Origin of the sequence: Nitratireductor sp. B36 (genome assembly GCF_020833685.1) — a bacterium.
Taxonomy (GTDB): Bacteria; Pseudomonadota; Alphaproteobacteria; order Rhizobiales; family Rhizobiaceae; genus Nitratireductor.
Map to the genome: position 1 here is coordinate 103,637 of NZ_JACKZY010000004.1, position 17,651 is coordinate 121,287.

The 17,651-nt window shown below is 60.5% G+C and carries 15 protein-coding genes and 1 other RNA gene; 8 read left to right on the forward strand and 8 right to left on the reverse strand.

The genetic code is table 11. From position 1 onward, the window contains the following. Positions 1-27 precede the first annotated feature (27 nt). The 5 genes from H7H48_RS16725 to H7H48_RS16745 form a co-directional block, all read right to left on the reverse strand. Entirely contained in the window at positions 28-1,179 is a 1,152-nt protein-coding gene (locus H7H48_RS16725; protein WP_229450194.1) for an ABC transporter permease, read from the reverse strand. Beyond that, positions 1,179-2,291 carry a microcin C ABC transporter permease YejB gene (locus H7H48_RS16730; protein WP_229450195.1) on the reverse strand — a complete coding sequence of 371 codons (1,113 nt, stop codon included), beginning with the start codon at positions 2,289-2,291 and terminating at the stop codon, positions 1,179-1,181. Before H7H48_RS16730 ends, H7H48_RS16725 begins: the two co-directional genes overlap by 1 nt. Positions 2,292-2,345: 54 nt before the next feature. Beyond that, positions 2,346-4,223, reverse strand: coding sequence for an extracellular solute-binding protein (locus tag H7H48_RS16735; RefSeq protein ID WP_229450196.1), 1,878 nt, complete (start codon positions 4,221-4,223; stop codon positions 2,346-2,348). Then, positions 4,220-6,100 carry an extracellular solute-binding protein gene (locus H7H48_RS16740; protein ID WP_229450197.1) on the reverse strand — a complete coding sequence of 627 codons (1,881 nt, stop codon included), beginning with the start codon at positions 6,098-6,100 and terminating at the stop codon, positions 4,220-4,222. The genes H7H48_RS16735 and H7H48_RS16740 overlap by 4 nt, the downstream gene beginning before the upstream one ends. A 152-nt stretch (positions 6,101-6,252) precedes the next feature. Beyond that, positions 6,253-7,020, reverse strand: coding sequence for a cytochrome c family protein (locus H7H48_RS16745; protein WP_229450198.1), 768 nt, complete (start codon positions 7,018-7,020; stop codon positions 6,253-6,255). A gap of 197 nt (positions 7,021-7,217) precedes the next feature. On the opposite strand from H7H48_RS16745, the gene H7H48_RS16750 reads away from it, so the two are divergent. Further along, complete coding sequence (locus H7H48_RS16750) at positions 7,218-7,964, forward strand: 3-deoxy-manno-octulosonate cytidylyltransferase (protein WP_229450199.1); 747 nt, start codon at positions 7,218-7,220, stop codon at positions 7,962-7,964. Beyond that, complete coding sequence (locus tag H7H48_RS16755; protein WP_370633411.1) at positions 7,961-8,836, forward strand: prephenate dehydratase; 876 nt, start codon at positions 7,961-7,963, stop codon at positions 8,834-8,836. Before H7H48_RS16750 ends, H7H48_RS16755 begins: the two co-directional genes overlap by 4 nt. A 17-nt stretch (positions 8,837-8,853) precedes the next feature. On the opposite strand, the gene nudC is transcribed toward H7H48_RS16755, so the two are convergent. Both nudC and H7H48_RS16765 read right to left on the reverse strand, forming a co-directional pair. After that, entirely contained in the window at positions 8,854-9,798 is a 945-nt protein-coding gene (nudC, locus tag H7H48_RS16760) for an NAD(+) diphosphatase (protein WP_229450201.1), read from the reverse strand. A 30-nt stretch (positions 9,799-9,828) separates the two neighbouring features. Next, positions 9,829-10,248: an HIT domain-containing protein gene (locus tag H7H48_RS16765; protein WP_229450202.1), complete on the reverse strand. Its 420-nt coding sequence runs from the start codon at positions 10,246-10,248 to the stop codon at positions 9,829-9,831. A gap of 130 nt (positions 10,249-10,378) precedes the next feature. Here H7H48_RS16765 and ffs point away from each other — a divergent pair. The 5 genes from ffs (at position 10,379) to H7H48_RS16790 (ending at position 14,679) form a co-directional block, all read left to right on the forward strand. Continuing rightward, an RNA gene (gene ffs, locus H7H48_RS16770) (signal recognition particle sRNA small type) lies at positions 10,379-10,475 on the forward strand. 72 nt (positions 10,476-10,547) lie between these two features. Then, positions 10,548-12,434, forward strand: a complete 1,887-nt coding sequence (locus H7H48_RS16775; protein ID WP_370633412.1) for a DNA polymerase III subunit gamma/tau — start codon at positions 10,548-10,550, stop codon at positions 12,432-12,434. A gap of 17 nt (positions 12,435-12,451) precedes the next feature. Further along, a complete protein-coding gene (locus tag H7H48_RS16780) occupies positions 12,452-12,775 on the forward strand; it encodes a YbaB/EbfC family nucleoid-associated protein (RefSeq protein ID WP_229450204.1) in 324 nt (107 codons plus the stop codon). Positions 12,776-12,823: 48 nt separating this feature from the next. Further along, entirely contained in the window at positions 12,824-13,429 is a 606-nt protein-coding gene (recR, locus tag H7H48_RS16785) for a recombination mediator RecR (RefSeq protein WP_229450205.1), read from the forward strand. A gap of 59 nt (positions 13,430-13,488) precedes the next feature. After that, positions 13,489-14,679: a lytic murein transglycosylase gene (locus H7H48_RS16790; RefSeq protein WP_229450626.1), complete on the forward strand. Its 1,191-nt coding sequence runs from the start codon at positions 13,489-13,491 to the stop codon at positions 14,677-14,679. Positions 14,680-15,200: 521 nt separating this feature from the next. On the opposite strand, the gene H7H48_RS16800 is transcribed toward H7H48_RS16790, so the two are convergent. After that, positions 15,201-15,866, reverse strand: coding sequence for a GntR family transcriptional regulator (locus H7H48_RS16800; RefSeq protein WP_229450207.1), 666 nt, complete (start codon positions 15,864-15,866; stop codon positions 15,201-15,203). A 312-nt stretch (positions 15,867-16,178) separates the two neighbouring features. Here H7H48_RS16800 and H7H48_RS16805 point away from each other — a divergent pair, with 312 nt between their 5' ends. Continuing rightward, on the forward strand, positions 16,179-17,636 hold the full coding sequence (locus tag H7H48_RS16805; RefSeq protein ID WP_229450208.1) for an aldehyde dehydrogenase family protein: 1,458 nt from the start codon (positions 16,179-16,181) through the stop codon (positions 17,634-17,636). Positions 17,637-17,651 lie beyond the last annotated feature (15 nt).

Consider the following 17,651-nt stretch of genomic DNA (forward strand, 5'->3'; position numbering starts at 1 on the left):
CCCGTTCAATATAGGTCATCCGGCCCATCATTTGAACGTCTTCCGCGGGTCGAAGGCGTCGCGCACGGCTTCGCCGATGAAGATCAGGAGCGATAGCATGATCGAAAGGCTCAGGAAGCCGGCGATGCCGAGCCATGGCGCGTTGAGGTTGCGCTGGCCCTGCCGCAGAAGTTCACCCAGTGATGGCGAGCCCGGCGGCAGGCCGAAGCCCAGAAAGTCGAGCGATGTCAGTGTCGTGATCGAGCCGTTCAGGATGAAGGGCAGGAAGGTGAGGGTGGCCACCATCGCATTGGGCAGAAGGTGGCGGAAGATGATCGTGCGGTTGGAAACGCCAAGCGCCCGTGCCGCACTTACATATTCGAAATTGCGCGCGCGCAGGAATTCGGCGCGCACCACGCCGACGAAAGCCACCCAGGAAAAAAGCAGCATGATGCCGAGCAGGATGAAGAAGCCCGGCGGCAGAACGGCGGCGATGATCAGGATCAGATAGAGCACCGGAATGGAGGACCATATCTCGATGAAGCGCTGGAAGAGAAGGTCTGTCCAGCCGCCGAAATAGCCTTGTATCGCGCCGGCGCTCACGCCGATCAGCGCCGAGGCACCGGTCAGGATCAGGCCGAAAAGAACCGAGATACGGAACCCGTAGATCACCCGCGAAAGCACGTCCCGCGCCTGGTCATCCGTGCCAAGCCAGTTCCAGTTGCCGGGCGTGCAGGCCGGGTCGTCCACCCCCTGCAGATAGCGCCCGCAACGCTCTTCCTTGGTGTACATCCAGGAAGGCTTGGCAGGTGCAGCTTCGGGAATCTCGTTGTTCACCGTTCGGTAGGAATAGCGGATGGGCGGCCACACCATCCACCCATTGGCCTCGATCTCCTCGGAGATGATCGGATCGCGGTAGTCGGTTACAGCAAGGAAGCCCCCGAATTTCTCTTCCGGATAATCCACCATGACCGGGAACAGAACTTCACCCTTGTAATAGGCGAGGATCGGCTTGTCGTTGGCCAGGAATTCGGCAAACAGCGACAGCACGAACAGGATCAGGAAGATCCAGAGAGACCAGTAGCCGCGCCGGTTGGCGCAAAAGTTCTGCCAGCGGCGCTTGTTGATCGGCGAAAGCCACGGCCTTCTGCCGGGGCGACGCACCGCCGCCACTTCGCTTTGCACCTGAATATCGGACATCACACATCCCTCCGCTCGAAGTCGATGCGGGGGTCGATCAGCGTGTAGGTCACATCGGAGATCAGGCTGATGACCAGACCGAGCAGCGAGAAGATGTAGAGATTAGCGAAGACCACCGGATAATCGCGGTCGATCACCGAGCGGAAGCCCAGCAGGCCGAGCCCATCAAGGGAGAAGATGCTCTCGATGAGCAGCGAGCCTGTAAAGAAGGCGGAGATGAATGCACCGGGAAATCCGGCGATGATGATCAGCATGGCGTTGCGAAAGACATGGCCGTAGAGCACCTGCCGTTCGGACAGCCCCTTGGCGCGCGCGGTCACCACATACTGCTTGCGTATTTCATCGAGAAACGAGTTCTTGGTCAGAAGTGTCGTCGTGGCAAAGGCGGAAAGCACCATGGCCGTCAGCGGCAGGGCAAGGTGCCAGAAATAATCGAGAATGCGCGCCGGCCAGGAAAGGCTCTCCCAGTTGTCGGAGGTCAGGCCGCGCAGCGGAAACCAGTCGAAGAAGGAGCCGCCGGCGAAAAGAACCATCAGGAGGATGGCGAACAGAAAGCCCGGAATGGCATAGGCAACGATCACCACACCGCTGGTCCACACGTCGAATGCCGATCCGTCCTTCACCGCCTTGCGGATGCCGAGCGGAATGGAAATCCCGTAGGAGATCAGCGTGATCCAGAGGCCAAGCGAGATCGAGACCGGCATTTTCTCGAGGATCAGGTCGATCACCGAAATGTCGCGAAAATAGCTTTCGCCAAAATCGAACCGCGCATAATTCCAGATCATGAGCGCGAAGCGCTCGAGCGGTGGTTTGTCGAAGCCGAACTGCTTTTCAAGCGAGGCGATGAACTCCGGATCGAGGCCCTGCGCGCCGCGATATTTCGAGGTCACGCCGCTGCCTTCGACAGACCCACCGTCAAACCCCTGATTGCTGAAATCGCCGCCGCCGCCGGAAATGCGTGCATCCGCGCCGCCCGCCTGTCCGGTGATCTGGGCGATCACCTGTTCCACGGGGCCACCGGGTGCAAATTGCACGACGATGAAGGAGATGGCCATGATGCCGAAAAGAGTCGGGATCATAAGAAGCAGTCGACGGAGGATATAGGCGCCCATCAGTCAGCCGCTCTCTTCACGTTGGGGATTGAGGAAAAATCTGCCACGCCGCCCTTACGCCTTGCCAATCGCTCTCGCCTTTTCTTCCTCGAACCACCACAGAGATTCCACCGGGAAGAAGTAATCCGGCTTGTTCTCGCTGTAGCCGAACATGTCCCAGTGGGCCACGCGGTGATTCGTCAGGTGCCAATTTGGAATCCAGTCGCGCCTTGCACGCAAGACCCTGTCCAACACCTTTAGCGTGACGGTCAGTTCGTCGCGGCTTTTCGCCTTACCGGCAATTTCGATCAGTTCATCGACCACCGGATCGGCTGTGCCTGCAAAATTGTAGGTCCCTTCGACACTTGCCGTGCGGGAGTGGAATATCTGTTCGAGCCCGTTTGCATCCGGTGTGGCGGTCAGCCCGATCGCCATGGAGATCATGTCGAAATCGAATGCACTTTGCCGGCTTTGATATTGCGAGGCATCCACCACACGGGTGGACGCATCGATGCCGATGGCCCGCAGGTTCTCGCCGAAGCTCGCATCCTGCCGCAGGAAGAGTTCATCCCGCACCAGATATTCCAGTGTGAAGCGCGTGCCCTTTTCATTGTGGAGAACACCGTCACGCGGGGTCCAGCCGGCCTCCGTCAGAAGCTGGCGCGCGCGTCTCAGATTGTTGCGGTCGCGGCCGGATCCGTCGGAGACCGGTTGCTTCACCGCCTCTCCAAACGCTGCCTCCGGCGCCTCGCCGCGAAAGCGGTCGAGCAGCGCCTGCTCCTCGGGCGAGGGATCCCCCTCGGCCATGTAAGGCGAGCGTTCGAAAAACGAGTGCGACCGCGCATAGGCGTCGTAGAACAGGTTTCGGTTGGTCCATTCGAAGTCGAAGCACAGGCTGATGGCTTCGCGCACCCGCACATCCTTGAATTGTTCACGTCGCTGGTTGAGCACGAGGCCATAGAGTTGTGGGCGCTTCTCACCGGGGATTTCGGTTTGAAGCACGCGGCCATCGCGAATGGCGGGAAAATCGTACCCCGTCGCCCAGACGCGCGATGTGAACTCCTCGCGCCAGTAGACATCGCCCTTCTTGAAAGCCTCGAACCCGGCATTGCGGTCGCGGTAGAAGTCGATGCGGATCGTGTCGAAATGGTTGAACCCCTTGGCTGGGCCGAGATCGCGCGCCCAGTAGTCTTCCACGCGGTCGTATTCCACGTAGCGCCCGGCCGAAAAGCGCCCCACCTTGTAGGGGCCTGAGCCGAGGAGGGGCATCAGACGGGAGCTGTCGAAACCGTTTTTCTCGACAAACGCCTTTGAAAAGATCGGGAAACCCGCAACGGTGAGAATATTACGGCGTGATTGCGCACCGGAAAACCGCAGATGAACCAGATCGGACCCTTCGGCCGAGGCCTCTGTCATCTCGGTGAGTGGCAGCTGCAGCTGCGGGTGACCCTTCTCCTTCAGCAGGTCGTAGGTAAAGGCCACGTCTTCGGCGGTGACCGGTGAGCCATCATGAAACCGGGCCTCCGGGCGGAGTTTGAAGGTGAACCCGTTGCGGTCGTCGGAAAGCGTCACGCTCTCGGCCAGAAGCCCGTATATTGCATCGGGCTCGTCATAGGCCCGCACCATGAGGGAATCGAAACAGATCTCCATGCGCGGTGGCGCATCGCCGGTGCGAACAAAGGAATTCAGCGTATTGAAGGTCAGGACGTTTTGATTGAAGAACCAGTACCCGGGCTGAAAATTGAACGTGCCGCCTTTTGGTGCATCTGGGCTGGCGTAGTCGAAATGGTTGAAATTCGGCGCATATTTGAGGTCGCCGAACGCAGATAGCCCGTGCAGTGGCGATCCGGTCTCCACATCGGCAAACACGTCGTGCGGTAGCAACGGGAGGGCGATCGCCGCACCGGCGAGCGACAGGAAGTCCCGGCGCGGTAGCTTTTCGCGCCCGCTCAATTCTGGCTCCGGTATTTCGCGGCCAGCGCTTTTTCGCGCTCCGGATCGATCCACCAGGAATCAAGGTCGACGCCGGCATATTCGGGCTGCTTATCCGGCATGCCGAACTTGTCCCAGTAGGCGATGCGAACATAAGGCGCATGCCACTGAGGCACCCAATAATAATTCCACAACAATACCCTGTCGAGCGCCCGGCTTGCCGCAACAAGCTCTTCGCGGTCCTGCGCGTAGATGATCTTTTCAACGAGCGCATCCACGATGGGGCTCTTGACCCCTGCAAGATTGCGAGTGCCGGGGGTGTCTGCCGCCTTCGATCCCCAGTATTCGCGTTGTTCGTTCCCTGGTGAGAGCGAGTTGACGAAGATGCTCGCCACTGCGTCGAAATCGAAATTGCGGATGCGGTTCACATATTGCGACGGGTCGATGATGCGCAGCGACACGTCGATACCGATCTTGCGCAGTGCCGCCATGTAAGGCCCGGTCGTGATTTCGTCAGTGGGGCTGTTCCCAAGAAACTCGATGGTGAATTGCTGGCCGGTGCCATTGTTCGTCATCTTGCCGCCCTTGATGCTCCATCCCGCTTCGGAAAAGAGCTTGATGGCTTCACGCAGATAGGTCCGCTCCGCCTGCGGATTGTCATAGACCGGGAGCTTGAACGCGTCGGTAAACACTTCCGGCGGAAGCTTGTCCTTGAATTCCTCGAGAATCTCCAGTTCGCGTCCCTCTGGCAGGCCGGTCGCGGCCAGCTCGGTTCCTTCGAAATAGCTGTCCGTACGGGTATAGCTATCGAAGAAGAGTGTGCGGTTCATGTCCTCGAAGTTGAAGGCGAGCGTCAGCGCTTTGCGAATCCGGCGGTCCTGAAATTTGGGGCGGCGCGTGTTGAGAACGAAGCCTTGCATCGGCTCCGCTCCGCCCGTCGGAAATTCTTTCTTGATGACGTCGCCATCCTTGACCGCCGGAAATGTGTATTCCGTCGCCCAGCGGCGCGAGCGGTTCTCCACGCGAATATCCTGCAGGCCACCCTTGGTGAAGGCGAGCCAGGCGGCATTCTCGTCCTGAATATAGGTGTATCTGCGGCGATCGAAATTGTAGCGCCCGACATGCACAGGCAGATCAGCGGCCCAGTAATCCTCCACCCGCTTCCAGACAATCTCTGAGCCGGGTGTAAAGCTCTCGATCATGTATGGGCCGCTTCCAAGCGGCGGCTCGAGTGTGGGCTGCGTAAAGTCACGCTTTTTGCCCTCGGCGTCTGTGCCTTCCCACCAGTGCTTCGGCAGCACGGGAAGATCGCCCATAATGTGCGGCAGTTCCTTGTTGCCCGCCTGGTCGAAGCGAAATTCCACCTCGCGTTCGGACAGGGCCACCGCTTCCACAACGCTGGAAAAATACCGCGTGTGTTGCGGACTGTGCTTCTTGAGCATGTTGAGAGACCACACCACATCGTCTGCCGTAATCGGCGTACCGTCATGCCAGCGCGCCTTGGGATTGATGCGGTAGGTGGCGGATGAGTTGTCCTCGGGATGTTTGAACGCTTCGGCAACGAGCGGGTAGCTCGTGCTGGGCTCGGTCAAAGACTGCTGCATCAGCGTGTCCCAGAGAAAACCGCCGAAATAGTTGAGACCGGCTGCCTGGGTACCACGCACGATGAACGGGTTGAAACTGTCATAGGTGCCAAGCGCAACGGAATTCAGCGTTCCACCCTTGGGCGCGTCCGGATTTACATAGTCATAGCGCTCGAACGTGCCTTCTTGGCTTTCGGACTTTATAAGCGACGAACTGGTGAGCCATTCGTCTTCGGCGCTTGCGGGATGGCTGGCGAACAGAAGAGCCGTGGCGAGGCAGACCGCCCTGGTTGCTCTTGCACCGATCACCCGCATGGCATTCTCCTCATTGTGTTTTGGTTCCCAGCCGAAAGGTAGACCATCCCCCACGCATGGCAAGGGCCTAAGCTCTCTCCATGAGATGCTTTCGGGCAACAAAAAAGCCGGTCGAAACCGGCTTTTTCAAGCTCTGCAAAATTAAATTTTCGTTAGTTGCCGGATGTAGCGTTTTCTTCGCCTTCGGCGGGAGCTTCTTCTGCAGGCGCCTCATCCGTGGAGGTTTCCTCTGCAGGAGCAGCTTCTTCGCTGTTCTGCGTCTCAGCCGGAGCTGTTGTTTCTTCAGCCGGGGCGGCCTCGCCTTCGGCGGCGGGAGCAGCCTCCTCGCCTTCCGCCGGGGCGGCCGCAGCATCATCGCCACTTTCAGCTTCAGGCTCTGGCAAAGGTGCAGGGCTGGAAGCGTGCTGGCGCAGATAGGCGATCAGATCGGCCCGGTCTTCGATTTTCTTCAGACCGGCGAACGCCATCGCGGTTCCCGAGATGAAGCCCTTGGGGTTGGTCAGGAAGTGATCCAGGTTTTCGTAAGTCCAGGTCACGCTACCGCCCTGCGCGAATTCCTGCATGGCTGCAGAGTAACCAAAGCCTTCATGGCTTGCGACCGGCCGGTTCACGATCTCCCAAAGGTTGGGACCAACCTTGTTTGCCCCACCTTCATCGACCGTATGGCATGCCTGACAGCGCTTGAAGATATTCTCGCCTTTGCCGGCGTCAGCGGAGGCGAGAAGCGGCGCAATGGATTCCGGCTCGGCCGGCCCCTCGGATGCGCCTGCACCAGCGTCCTCGGCCACCTCGATCGCATAGCCCGGTGTAGCAGGTGGCGGCGACGAGAAAATCGCGTCCGAAAGAATGCTGACCGAGAAGATGACGAAAACGGCGCCCAGAAGCGCGCCGAGGATTTTGTTGAGTTCGAACGAGTTCATACGCCCTGAGGCTCCCTATTCCGGACGCTCGCGGCGGCGAGAAGAAAGAAACTTCAGCGCCAATGTCCCCCGCGTTCGGCCGTTGCCGGTAAAATCGCGCGGAAACTAGGTCTTTTGCTCCGCGCATGCAACACATATAAGGCACTTCCCAGTGAGACTTTTTGCCACTTTAGCAATTCAAAAGAGTTCCGGCCTCCATGTCCAGCCTGATCATAATTCCCGCGCGTATGGCCTCGACCAGATTGCCGGGCAAGCCATTGGCCGATATCGCGGGCGCGCCGATGATTGTGCACGTCGCTCGCCGCGCAAGCGAGAGCGAGGCCGGCGATGTGGCTGTCGCAACCGATTCGATGGAGGTGGCCGTGGCAGTCCAGAAAGCCGGTTTCACCGCCATCATGACGCGCACGGATCATCAGTCCGGTTCCGACCGCATCTTCGAGGCGCTGGGCAGCCTTGATCCGGACGGTCGCTTTGAGCGCATCATCAATCTGCAGGGCGATCTGCCCACCATCGCCCCGGAGGACATTCGCGCTGTCGCAGGCCCGCTGAGCGACCCGCAGGTGGATATCGCCACCCTCGGCGTGGAGATTCGGGATGAGGCAGAAAAAACCAATCCCAACGTGGTGAAGATAGTGGGCGCCCCCCTGGACAGCGATTCGTCCCGCTTGCGGGCGCTTTACTTCACCCGTGCGACCGCCCCCTGGGGAGACGGACCGCTCTATCATCATGTCGGCATCTATGCCTATCGGCGCGCGGCGCTGCAGCGTTTCGTTTCTCTGCCCCCCTCTGTCCTGGAAACGCGCGAGCGGCTGGAGCAGTTGCGGGCGCTGGAGGCGGGTATGCGCATTGATGCGCAGATCGTCGCATCGGTGCCGCTGGGTGTAGACACCCCTGAAGACCTGGAGAGAGCCAGGCAAAGACTCGCATTGAAAACGGACACATGATCATGGCAGCCAACACAAACAAAATCGCTTTCCAGGGCGAGCCCGGTGCAAATTCCGACACAGCCTGCCGCAACATGTTTCCTGACATGGAGCCGCTTCCCTGTCCGACCTTTGAGGACTGCTTCACCGCCGTCGAGACCGGCGCGGCCGATCTGGCGATGATCCCGATCGAGAACACGATCGCCGGACGGGTGGCGGATATCCATCATCTTCTTCCGCGTTCGAAACTTCATATTGTCGGTGAATATTTCCTGCCGATCCACTTTCAGCTCATGGTGCTGCCGGGTGTGAAGACCGAGGAGATCAAGACGGTCTACAGCCACATTCACGCGCTCGGACAATGCCGCAACATCATTCGCAAGAACCGCTGGAAGGGCACGGTCGCCGGCGATACCGCAGGTGCCGCCCGCCTCGTCGCAGAGTTGGGCGAGCGCTCCAATGCCGCACTTGCGCCACGGCTGGCATCCGAACTCTATGGTCTCGACATCGCCATGGAGAATGTCGAGGACACCGACAACAACGTCACCCGCTTCGTTGTCCTGTCCAAGGAGGAGAAGCAGGCAGCGCGGACCTCCTCCGAGCAGCTCATGATGACCACGTTCATCTTCCGGGTGCGCAACGTTCCCGCCGCGCTCTACAAGGCCATGGGCGGTTTTGCCACCAATGGCGTCAATATGACGAAGCTTGAGAGCTATCAGCTTGGCGGGAAGTTCTTTTCCACCCTGTTCTACGCCGATGTAGAAGGGCATCCGGACGACCGCAATGTCGCTCTGGCTCTTGAGGAACTCAGCTTCTTCTCGCGCGAAGTGCGCATCCTCGGCGTTTATGAGGGGCATCCCTTTCGTGCCACGCAGACGGAAGATGACGATTAGTCATCGGGGCAATATGTTCACCCTGCGAGCACCCAGTCGCGTATGAGTGTGTTGGCTATCGCGCCCGTGGGCGGCACGCGGTAGCCCTCCGGATGCTTGTTGTCCAGCATGAGCCGGACCTCCTCGCGGGAAAACCAGCGGCATGCCTCCAACTCGTTTTCGTCCATGGTGACCGCCTCGCTCTCGGCCTTTCCATAACAGCCGATCATGAGCGAGTAGGGAAACGGCCAGGGCTGGCTGGCATGGTAGGCGACAGAACCCACAGTTATGCCGGCCTCTTCCTGCGTTTCGCGCCGCACCGCAGCCTCGATTGTCTCGCCGGGTTCCACAAATCCCGCAAGACAGGAAACCATGCCCGGTGCGAAATGAGGGCTGCGGCCCAAAAGGCAATGCTCGCCACGCACCGCAAGCATGATCACCACCGGATCGGTACGGGGAAAATGATCACGACCGCAAGCCGGGCAATGTCGCTTATAGCCACCGTCGCGCATCTCGGTCTCGCTGCCGCAGCGACCACAGAACCGATGGCTCTCGTGCCAGGCTAGCAGCGCTGCTCCCTGCGCCAGCGCGCCAAGTTCAGAGGGCTGCAAAAGTCCCTGCGTATAGATGGAACGATAGTCGATTGCCTTGAGAGGCCCAGGCAGGTTTTCAATATCTGCCGTCGAGGGTACGGCCAGAACCGGCTTTCCGTCCTCATGGCCAAGAAGCACCGCACCCTTCAGGTCGGCTGCTAAGCGAGAGGCTTCGTCTCGTGGAAAATAGGGATTGAACGCCTCGTCACCGTCCACACGCATGAAAAGCCGCCCTTGCGAAAACAGAAGCAGGCGCGCGTTCGGGCTCTCCAGCGCGCGTTCCCCGGCATCGTCTGTACGGGCTTCAGCCTGTCGGTCGATGCGGTTTCCGGAAAAGGCGACGCGTTGGCTCGCTTCGTCGCGTGGGGTGTCGAAAAATGGAAAGGTCATGAAGGGCGATCTACCGGGTTTCAGGAAAACTCATAGCTTGCCGCGAATCGTCTCGGCGAACTGGTGCAGGTCTTCGCGGCGATAGGGCTCACGCACGCCATGTCCCCAGACAGGGCCGGGCCATCCGGGGTCATCCTCGCTGCGCGCCACCACATGGATGTGCAACTGCCGAACCACGTTGCCGAGTGCGGCGCTGTTGATCTTCGTGCAGCCGGTCAATTCTTTCAGCATCTGCGCGACCATGTTGGTCTCGAAGCTGACCATGGCCTGATCGAGAGGTGTCAGGTCATGGATTTCCTCCGCACCGGGGCGCTGCGGAACCAGAATGAGCCAGGGCCATCTCCTGTCATCGCACAGGCGCAATTCACACAGGCCGAGCCACATCACATGCAGGCTTTCAGCCTCCAGCTTTGGATCAAGCTCGAAACCCTGTTTTGCGTCTGGTAGCATCGGCTCTCCTCATTTTGCTCGTCAACGCTAGATGCAGCCGCCTGCGCCTGCAAGCGAATGATTGGCCAAGGTCACGAAAGCGCGTCTCTTGCCCTTGCATTTGTTCTCACAATTTCCGATATGGGGGCCGGGAGGTTGGTGGTGGACGCGCCACTCGCCAACCGGGTCAGGTCCGGAAGGAAGCAGCCCTAACGAGCCAGGCACGGGTCGCCGTGCCAGCCTCCCACCTTCTTTTCTTTCTCAGGCCGCATTCACCGGATATCAGCCTTGCCGTCCACATTGTCCATTGACGCAGAACCTTGTCCAAGGGGACACTGCCGGCGTCAGGACAAAACACGGAGCGCGAGAAGGCAATGAGCGAGGCCGGCACCAAGACAAGCGAAAAGGCCGGCGGCGCCTACCGGGTTCTGGCGCGCAAATACCGCCCCAGCGATTTCACCGGACTGATCGGCCAGGAGCCGATGGTGCGCACCCTCACCAACGCTTTCAATGCCGGGCGCATCGCGCAGGCATGGATGCTGACCGGTGTGCGGGGCGTGGGAAAGACGACGACGGCGCGCATTCTGGCGCGTGCGCTCAACTACAAGACCGATACGATCGACAAGCCGACGGTTGACCTCTCCACCGAAGGCGAGCATTGCCGCGCCATCCTCGAAGGCCGCCACGTGGACGTGGTGGAGATGGATGCCGCTTCGCATACCGGCATCGACGATATTCGCGACATCATCGACCAGGCACGCTACGCACCGGTTTCCGCGCGCTACAAGGTGTTCATCATCGACGAGGTTCACATGCTCTCCAACCAGGCCTTCAACGGCCTGTTGAAGACGCTTGAGGAGCCGCCGCCGCATGTGAAGTTCATCTTCGCCACCACGGAAATCCGCAAGGTTCCCATCACGATCCTCTCGCGCTGTCAGCGCTTTGATCTGCGTCGCATCGATGCGGCAATGATAAAGGCCGATCTCGCCCGCATCGGCGGGCTGGAGGGGGTCGAGGCCGAAGACGAGGCTCTGGCCATGATCGCGCGCGCCTCCGAAGGCTCGATGCGCGATGCCCAGTCGATCTTCGATCAGGCGATTGCCCATTCCTCCGGCAAGGTGACTGCGGAAACCGTGCGCGACATGCTGGGGCTGGCCGACCGAAGCCGCATCATCGGCCTGTTCGAACATCTGATGAAGGGCGATGTGGCGGCCGCCCTCGCCGAATTCCGTGCGCAGTACGATGTCGGGGCCGACCCGGCGACAGTGCTCAACGATCTGGCCGAGTTCAATCATCTGGTCACCCGTCTGCGTTTCGTGCCGGAAGCTGCCGAAGACGCAGCACTTTCCGAAGACGAGCGCACGCGCGGTCTCGAATTCTCCAAAACGCTGTCCGTGCGCGTTCTCTCGAGGACCTGGCAGATGCTGCTCAAGGGCATTCAGGAGGTGCAGACCTCCGGCCGGCCCATGGCTGCTGGCGAGATGGTGCTGATCCGCATCGCCCACGCGGCCAGTCTTCCGACACTCGATGAGGCGCTAAAACGGCTCGACGATATGCCGGCGGGCGCAAGCAATGGTCAATCCTCGTCACCAACCGGAGTGTCTCCCTCAGGGAATGGCGGCGGTGGCGGCGCCATGGCTTCTGCCGTCGCCACGCAACACGCCCCCGTGTCCGGCGGCGGTCAGACAATGCGCCTGGTTCAGCCCGAATCGGCGGCGGTGCCGATGCAACAGCCGGCCGCGGTGCCCGAGGAGATGGACGCCGTTCCGCTCAACTCGCTTGAGGACATCGCCAAACTCGCCGATGCAAAGCGGGACATGGCCTTCAAGGTGCTGCTCAAGCGGTGTGTCCGGCTTGTCTCTATCGAGCCTGGCCGCCTCGACATCAGTCTAACCGAAGATGCCCCCAAGACGGTCATGGGCGACCTGACCAACCGGTTGAAGGAGTGGACCGGCCGTCGCTGGATCGTCTCGCTTTCGAGCGAGGCTGGCGGGCCGACGCTCGCCGAGCAGGAAGAGGGGCGTCGCGAGAGCGCAATCGCCGATGCAAAGGCTGATCCGGCGGTTGCGGCGATCCTCAACAGCTTCCCCGGTGCGAAGATCATCGATATCCGTATCCCTGACGCAACCGACCCTGATACGGTCGATGAAACAGCCGATGCCATCGATCCGATAGACCCGGACGATGATGACGACGACGATTTTTGAATGAATTGGAGATCAAAATGCGCGATCTGATGGGCCTCATGGGCAAGGCCAAGGAAATGCAGGCCAAGTTTCAGGCCATGCAGGAAGAAATGGCCGAAATGGAAATCGAGGGTCAGGCTGGCGGCGGCACGGTCAAGGTGACGCTGAGCGGAAAATCCGAGATGAAGGCGCTGAAAATCGACCCGTCGCTTTTCAAGGAAGACGATGTGGAAATTCTCGAAGACCTCATCCTTGCTGCGCACAATGATGCCAAAACGAAGCTCGAAGCGGCCATTCAGGAGAAAACCCAGGAAATGACCGCCGGCCTGCCGATCCCGCCCGGCATGAAGCTGCCTTTCTAGCAGCAAGAGTGGCCGGCCTCGTCTTGGCCATGTGTGGGCGGAACAGTCATGTCAAAATCCATCGCCGGACCGGAAATCGAACGTCTTATCCAGCTTCTGGCCCGCGTGCCGGGGCTTGGGCCGCGTTCGGCCAGGCGGGCAGCCCTTCATCTGATCAAGAAGAAGGATCAACTCTTCGCCCCGCTTGCGGCGGCGATGGCCGAAGCCGTCGACAAGGTGCGGATCTGCTCCACCTGCGGCAATGTCGATACCAGCGATCCCTGCACCCTGTGTACCGATCCGCGCCGCGATAATAGCACGATCATCGTGGTGGAAGACGTGTCCGATCTCTGGGCGCTGGAGCGCGCCGGCGCCATGAACGCGCGCTACCACGTTCTCGGCGGCACGCTCTCTCCGCTTGATGGTGTCGGTCCGGATGATCTCAACATCAAGGGGCTGGTCAGTCGTGTGGCCGAAGGCGGCGTGTCGGAGTTGATCCTCGCCGTCAACGCCACGGTCGAGGGGCAAACCACGGCCCACTACATCACTGATCAGCTTGCCGGGATGGAGGTGAAGGTCACACGCCTTGCCCATGGCGTTCCGGTGGGCGGCGAACTCGACTATCTGGATGAGGGAACGCTCTCGGCGGCGCTGAAGTCGCGCACGAGCTTTTGATCAACGGGAGAAACGCCTTGAGATTTTGTCACGCGATCCGCCTCACCACCTTCCTGCTCATGAGTCTGATCGCCCTGCCAGCCTTTGCCCAATCCATCGAGGCGCAGTTCCGCAACTGGTTGACGAGTGATCTCTGGCCCGAGGCGCAGCAGCGCGGCATTTCTTCTGCCACTTTCAATGCAGCCTTTGCCAATGTTTCCCCCAATCTGAAACTGCCTGATCTCGTTCTTCCGGGACAGGGCAAGCCACGGAGCGACACCCAGCATCAGGCCGAGTTCCGTGCTCCATCCGCCTATTTCAAACATATTGGCGGCGTTGTTTCGGGTGGCCGCTCCCGCGCCGGTCAGCTTTCCGGCGTTCTTGCTGCGATCGAGAAGCGTTATGGCGTTTCTCGCGGCATCCTGCTCGCCATCTGGGGGCGTGAATCCGGCTTTGGTCGCGCCAAGATCCCTTACGACGCCTTTGAGGTTCTCGGCACCAAGGCGTTCCTCGCCACACGAAAAGAGATGTTCCGGCAAGAGGTTCTGGCGGCACTCGAAATGGTGGAGCGCCGGGGCGTTTCACCACGGACCATGCGCTCCTCCTGGGCCGGTGCGATGGGGCAGCCACAGTTCATGCCCTCGTCCTATCTGAAATACGCGGTGGATGGCGACGGCAATGGCACGGCCGACATCTGGAATTCCGACGCAGACACTCTGGCCTCCATCGCCAATTATCTGGCGCAGCATGGTTGGGTTCGGGGGCGTGACTGGGGTTTTGAAGTCACTGTCCCGCAATCCGTGTCCTGCGCTCTCGAAGGGCCGGATCGCGGTAAGCGCATAGCAGACTGGCAGGCGCTCGGCATTCGGCGTGTCGGTGGAAAGGCTTTCCCCGAGCACGAGCTCACGGGCGAGGGGTATCTCATGATGCCTGCGGGACGCTACGGCCCCGCCTTCATAGTCACGCCGAATTTCTATCGCCTCAAGGATTACAATGAGAGCGATCTCTATGCGCTTTTCGTTGGCCATGCCGGCGACCGTATCATGTATGGCAACAGCGAATTCGCCACATCATGGGGCCGGGTTGGCGGGTTCAGCCGCGGTGATGTTGCCGGAATGCAGCGCGGCCTGGAACGGCTGGGATATGATGTCGGCGGGGCAGACGGTCTCGTGGGTTTCAAGACGCGCCGTTCCATCGGTGACTGGCAGCAGAAGAACGGGATGTCACCCACTTGCTTTCCCGCAGGAGATACGATTCGTCGCCTGCGTTGAAGATGGGTCTTCTGTTTACGATCTTTGTACAACGGGATGGAATCGTTCCACAAATCGGCTAATCTGCTTTCGGGGATTGAGCGGAGTTTCCGCACCGAAAGTCGAGAGAGGGTAGACCGTGTTCATTGCAAAGATCATGTCCCGGATGGGCGCACTCGCGGGCGCCGCGATTATTCTGGCGAGTTGTACCGTCGTAGTCGAGGAAGGCCCCAATCGCCCTCGTCCTCCGCGGCCGGATCGGCCACAGATGTGTACGATGGAATACAACCCCGTCTGCGCACGACGCGGCGGAGAGCAGCGCACCTTCGGCAATGCGTGTTCGGCGCGCGCGCAGGGTTTCAGGATCGTGCGCCCAGGCACCTGCCGGCCTCAGTCGAACCGGCCAGGCCGTCCGCAGGCCTGCACGCGTGAATACAGGCCTGTTTGCGCCCGCAAGGGCGGCCAGCGTCGGACATTCGGCAATGCGTGCAGCGCGCGTGCTGCCGGCTTCCGGGTCGTTCGTCCCGGTCAGTGCTGACCATCTAGCCGCGCCGCTTCTCCAATATTGAAAGGAGCGAGCGGCCGGCATCGAGAATGTGGGCGCGGGTGAGGTCGGCAGCCTCAGCCGCGTCGCCTTTCCTGCAAGCCTCGAATATTGCCATGTGCTCCCGGTTTGCGCGCTGCGCGCCGTCGGTCAGGGTAAGCTGCGCGCGAAGATAGCGGTCGACCCGGTCGAGTGAGGAGCGGATGATTTGCAGATGGTAGGGGCGGTCTGCAGCCTCGTAGAGCCCGTAGTGGAAGTTACGGTTTGCTTCCCCCCAGCTTCCGGGATCGGTGGTCTCGGCAAACGCCTGCAGGTTTGCCCGGGCGGCCTCCAGCTGCTCGCGTGTGAGGCTTGGAACGGCAAGTCGGATCATTTCGCTCTCAAGCAAGGCACGAAACTCGAATATCTCTTCGATCTCTGAGACCGAGAGCGCCGCCACCACCGTCCCCTTGAAGCGCTGCGTGGTCACCAGGCCGTCCTGTTCCAGGCGCTGAAGAGCCTCGCGCACGGGAATGCGGCTGGTGTTGAACATCTGCGCGATGTGATCCTGCCTCAGATGTTCTCCCTCTGCCAGTTCACCCTCGATGATGGCTTTGCGCAGGGCTTCGAAGACCAGATCGGTGGCCGAGGCCGTTTGTCTGATGTCGATTCTGTCCAGCTTCATCGTGTCGATCCCGCCTGAGGCATGTTGGCATCCACCGTCTCCGTGTCTGTGCGTTTGAGACACGCAAACGCGAGTCCTGCAGCTGCCGATTTTACAATTGTATATTGGATCCAATCTGAGTTAAAGATTTCTCCGCGATGTTTGGTTGGGTTCTCATGATCCGCCGGTAGGTGGCCCGAGAGATGTCTTATGTGCAAACGGCAGGCTGGCATAACGAACCATCGCATGACTGGCAGACCACGTGTGCGTTAGGCTGCCCGTTGAAGTGAGACGGCCAAACAGAAACTGATTGAATTCGGGGGTATTCCACCAATGGCGCTGAGTGAAACAGGCACCAACCATTTCAAGAACTACATTGCCGGCGAGTGGATCGAGGGCAATAGTCAGGTTGAAAACATCAACCCGTCTGACACGCGCGATGTCGTTGGGCTGGCAGCGCGCTCCGGCGCAGCCGACCTCGACCGCGCCATCGATGCGGCACATGACGCGGCGCCGGGCTGGGCACGGTCTACCCCGCAGCAGCGCTATGACATTCTCGATGCCGTCGGCAATGAGATCATCGCCCGCAAAGACGAGCTTGGCCGTCTGCTTTCGCGCGAGGAAGGCAAGACGCTGGCAGAAGGCATTGGCGAGGTGGTGCGTGCCGGCCAGGTGTTCAAGTTTTTCGCAGGAGAGGCCGTCCGCCTGCCGGGCGAACGTCTCGATTCCATCCGTCCCGGCGTTGAGGTGGACATGCGCCGCGAGCCCATGGGCGTCATCGGCATGATCACCCCGTGGAACTTCCCTATCGCCATCCCGGCGTGGAAGATTGCCCCCGCACTCGCCTATGGCAATGCGGTCGTGCTGAAGCCGGCCGAACTCGTGCCGGGTTCCGCCTGGGCGCTGGCGGAAATCCTTTCGCGCTCCGGTCTGCCGGAAGGCGTGTTCAATCTGGTTGCGGGCCGCGGTTCCGAGCTTGGCCCGCGCATGATCGAAAACCCCAAGGTCCGCGCAATCTCCTTCACCGGCTCCGTGCCCACCGGGCGCGGCATTGCCGCAGCCTGTGGCGAGCATCTGAAGAAGGTGCAGCTCGAAATGGGCGGCAAGAACCCGCTTGTGGTTCTGGACGATGCCGATCTCGACGTGGCAGTGGGTGCGGCACTCAACGGTGCATTCTTCTCCACCGGGCAGCGCTGCACGGCCTCCAGCCGCCTCGTCGTAGCGGAGGGTATTCACGACCGCTTCGTCGCTGCCCTGACCGAAAAGCTGAAGACCCTCGTCGTCGGCGATGCGCTCGACCCCAAAACCCAGATGGGCCCGGTGGTCGATGAAAAACAGCTCGAACAGAACCTGTCCTATGTCGAGATCGCCGGCCAGGAAGGCGGAAAGCTCGCCATCGGCGGCGAGCGCCTGACGCTGGACAAGCCCGGCTTCTACATGGCGCCCACACTCTTCACCGAGACCAGCAACGATATGCGCATCAACCGCGAGGAGGTCTTCGGGCCTGTCGCCAGCGTTATCCGCGTCAAGGATTACGAGGAAGCGCTGCACGTCGCCAACGACACGAGCTTCGGCCTCTCTTCGGGCATCTGCACCACCTCGCTCAAATATGCGAGCGATTTCAAGCAGAAGTCGGAGGCCGGCATGGTCATGGTCAACCTGCCGACCGCCGGTGTCGACTACAACGTGCCTTTCGGCGGCACGAAGGGCTCGAGCTTCGGTTCGCGCGAACAGGGGCGCTACGCCGTCGAATTCTACACGACGGTGAAGACTGCCTACACGCAGCCCTGATCGGAAGGAGCGGAG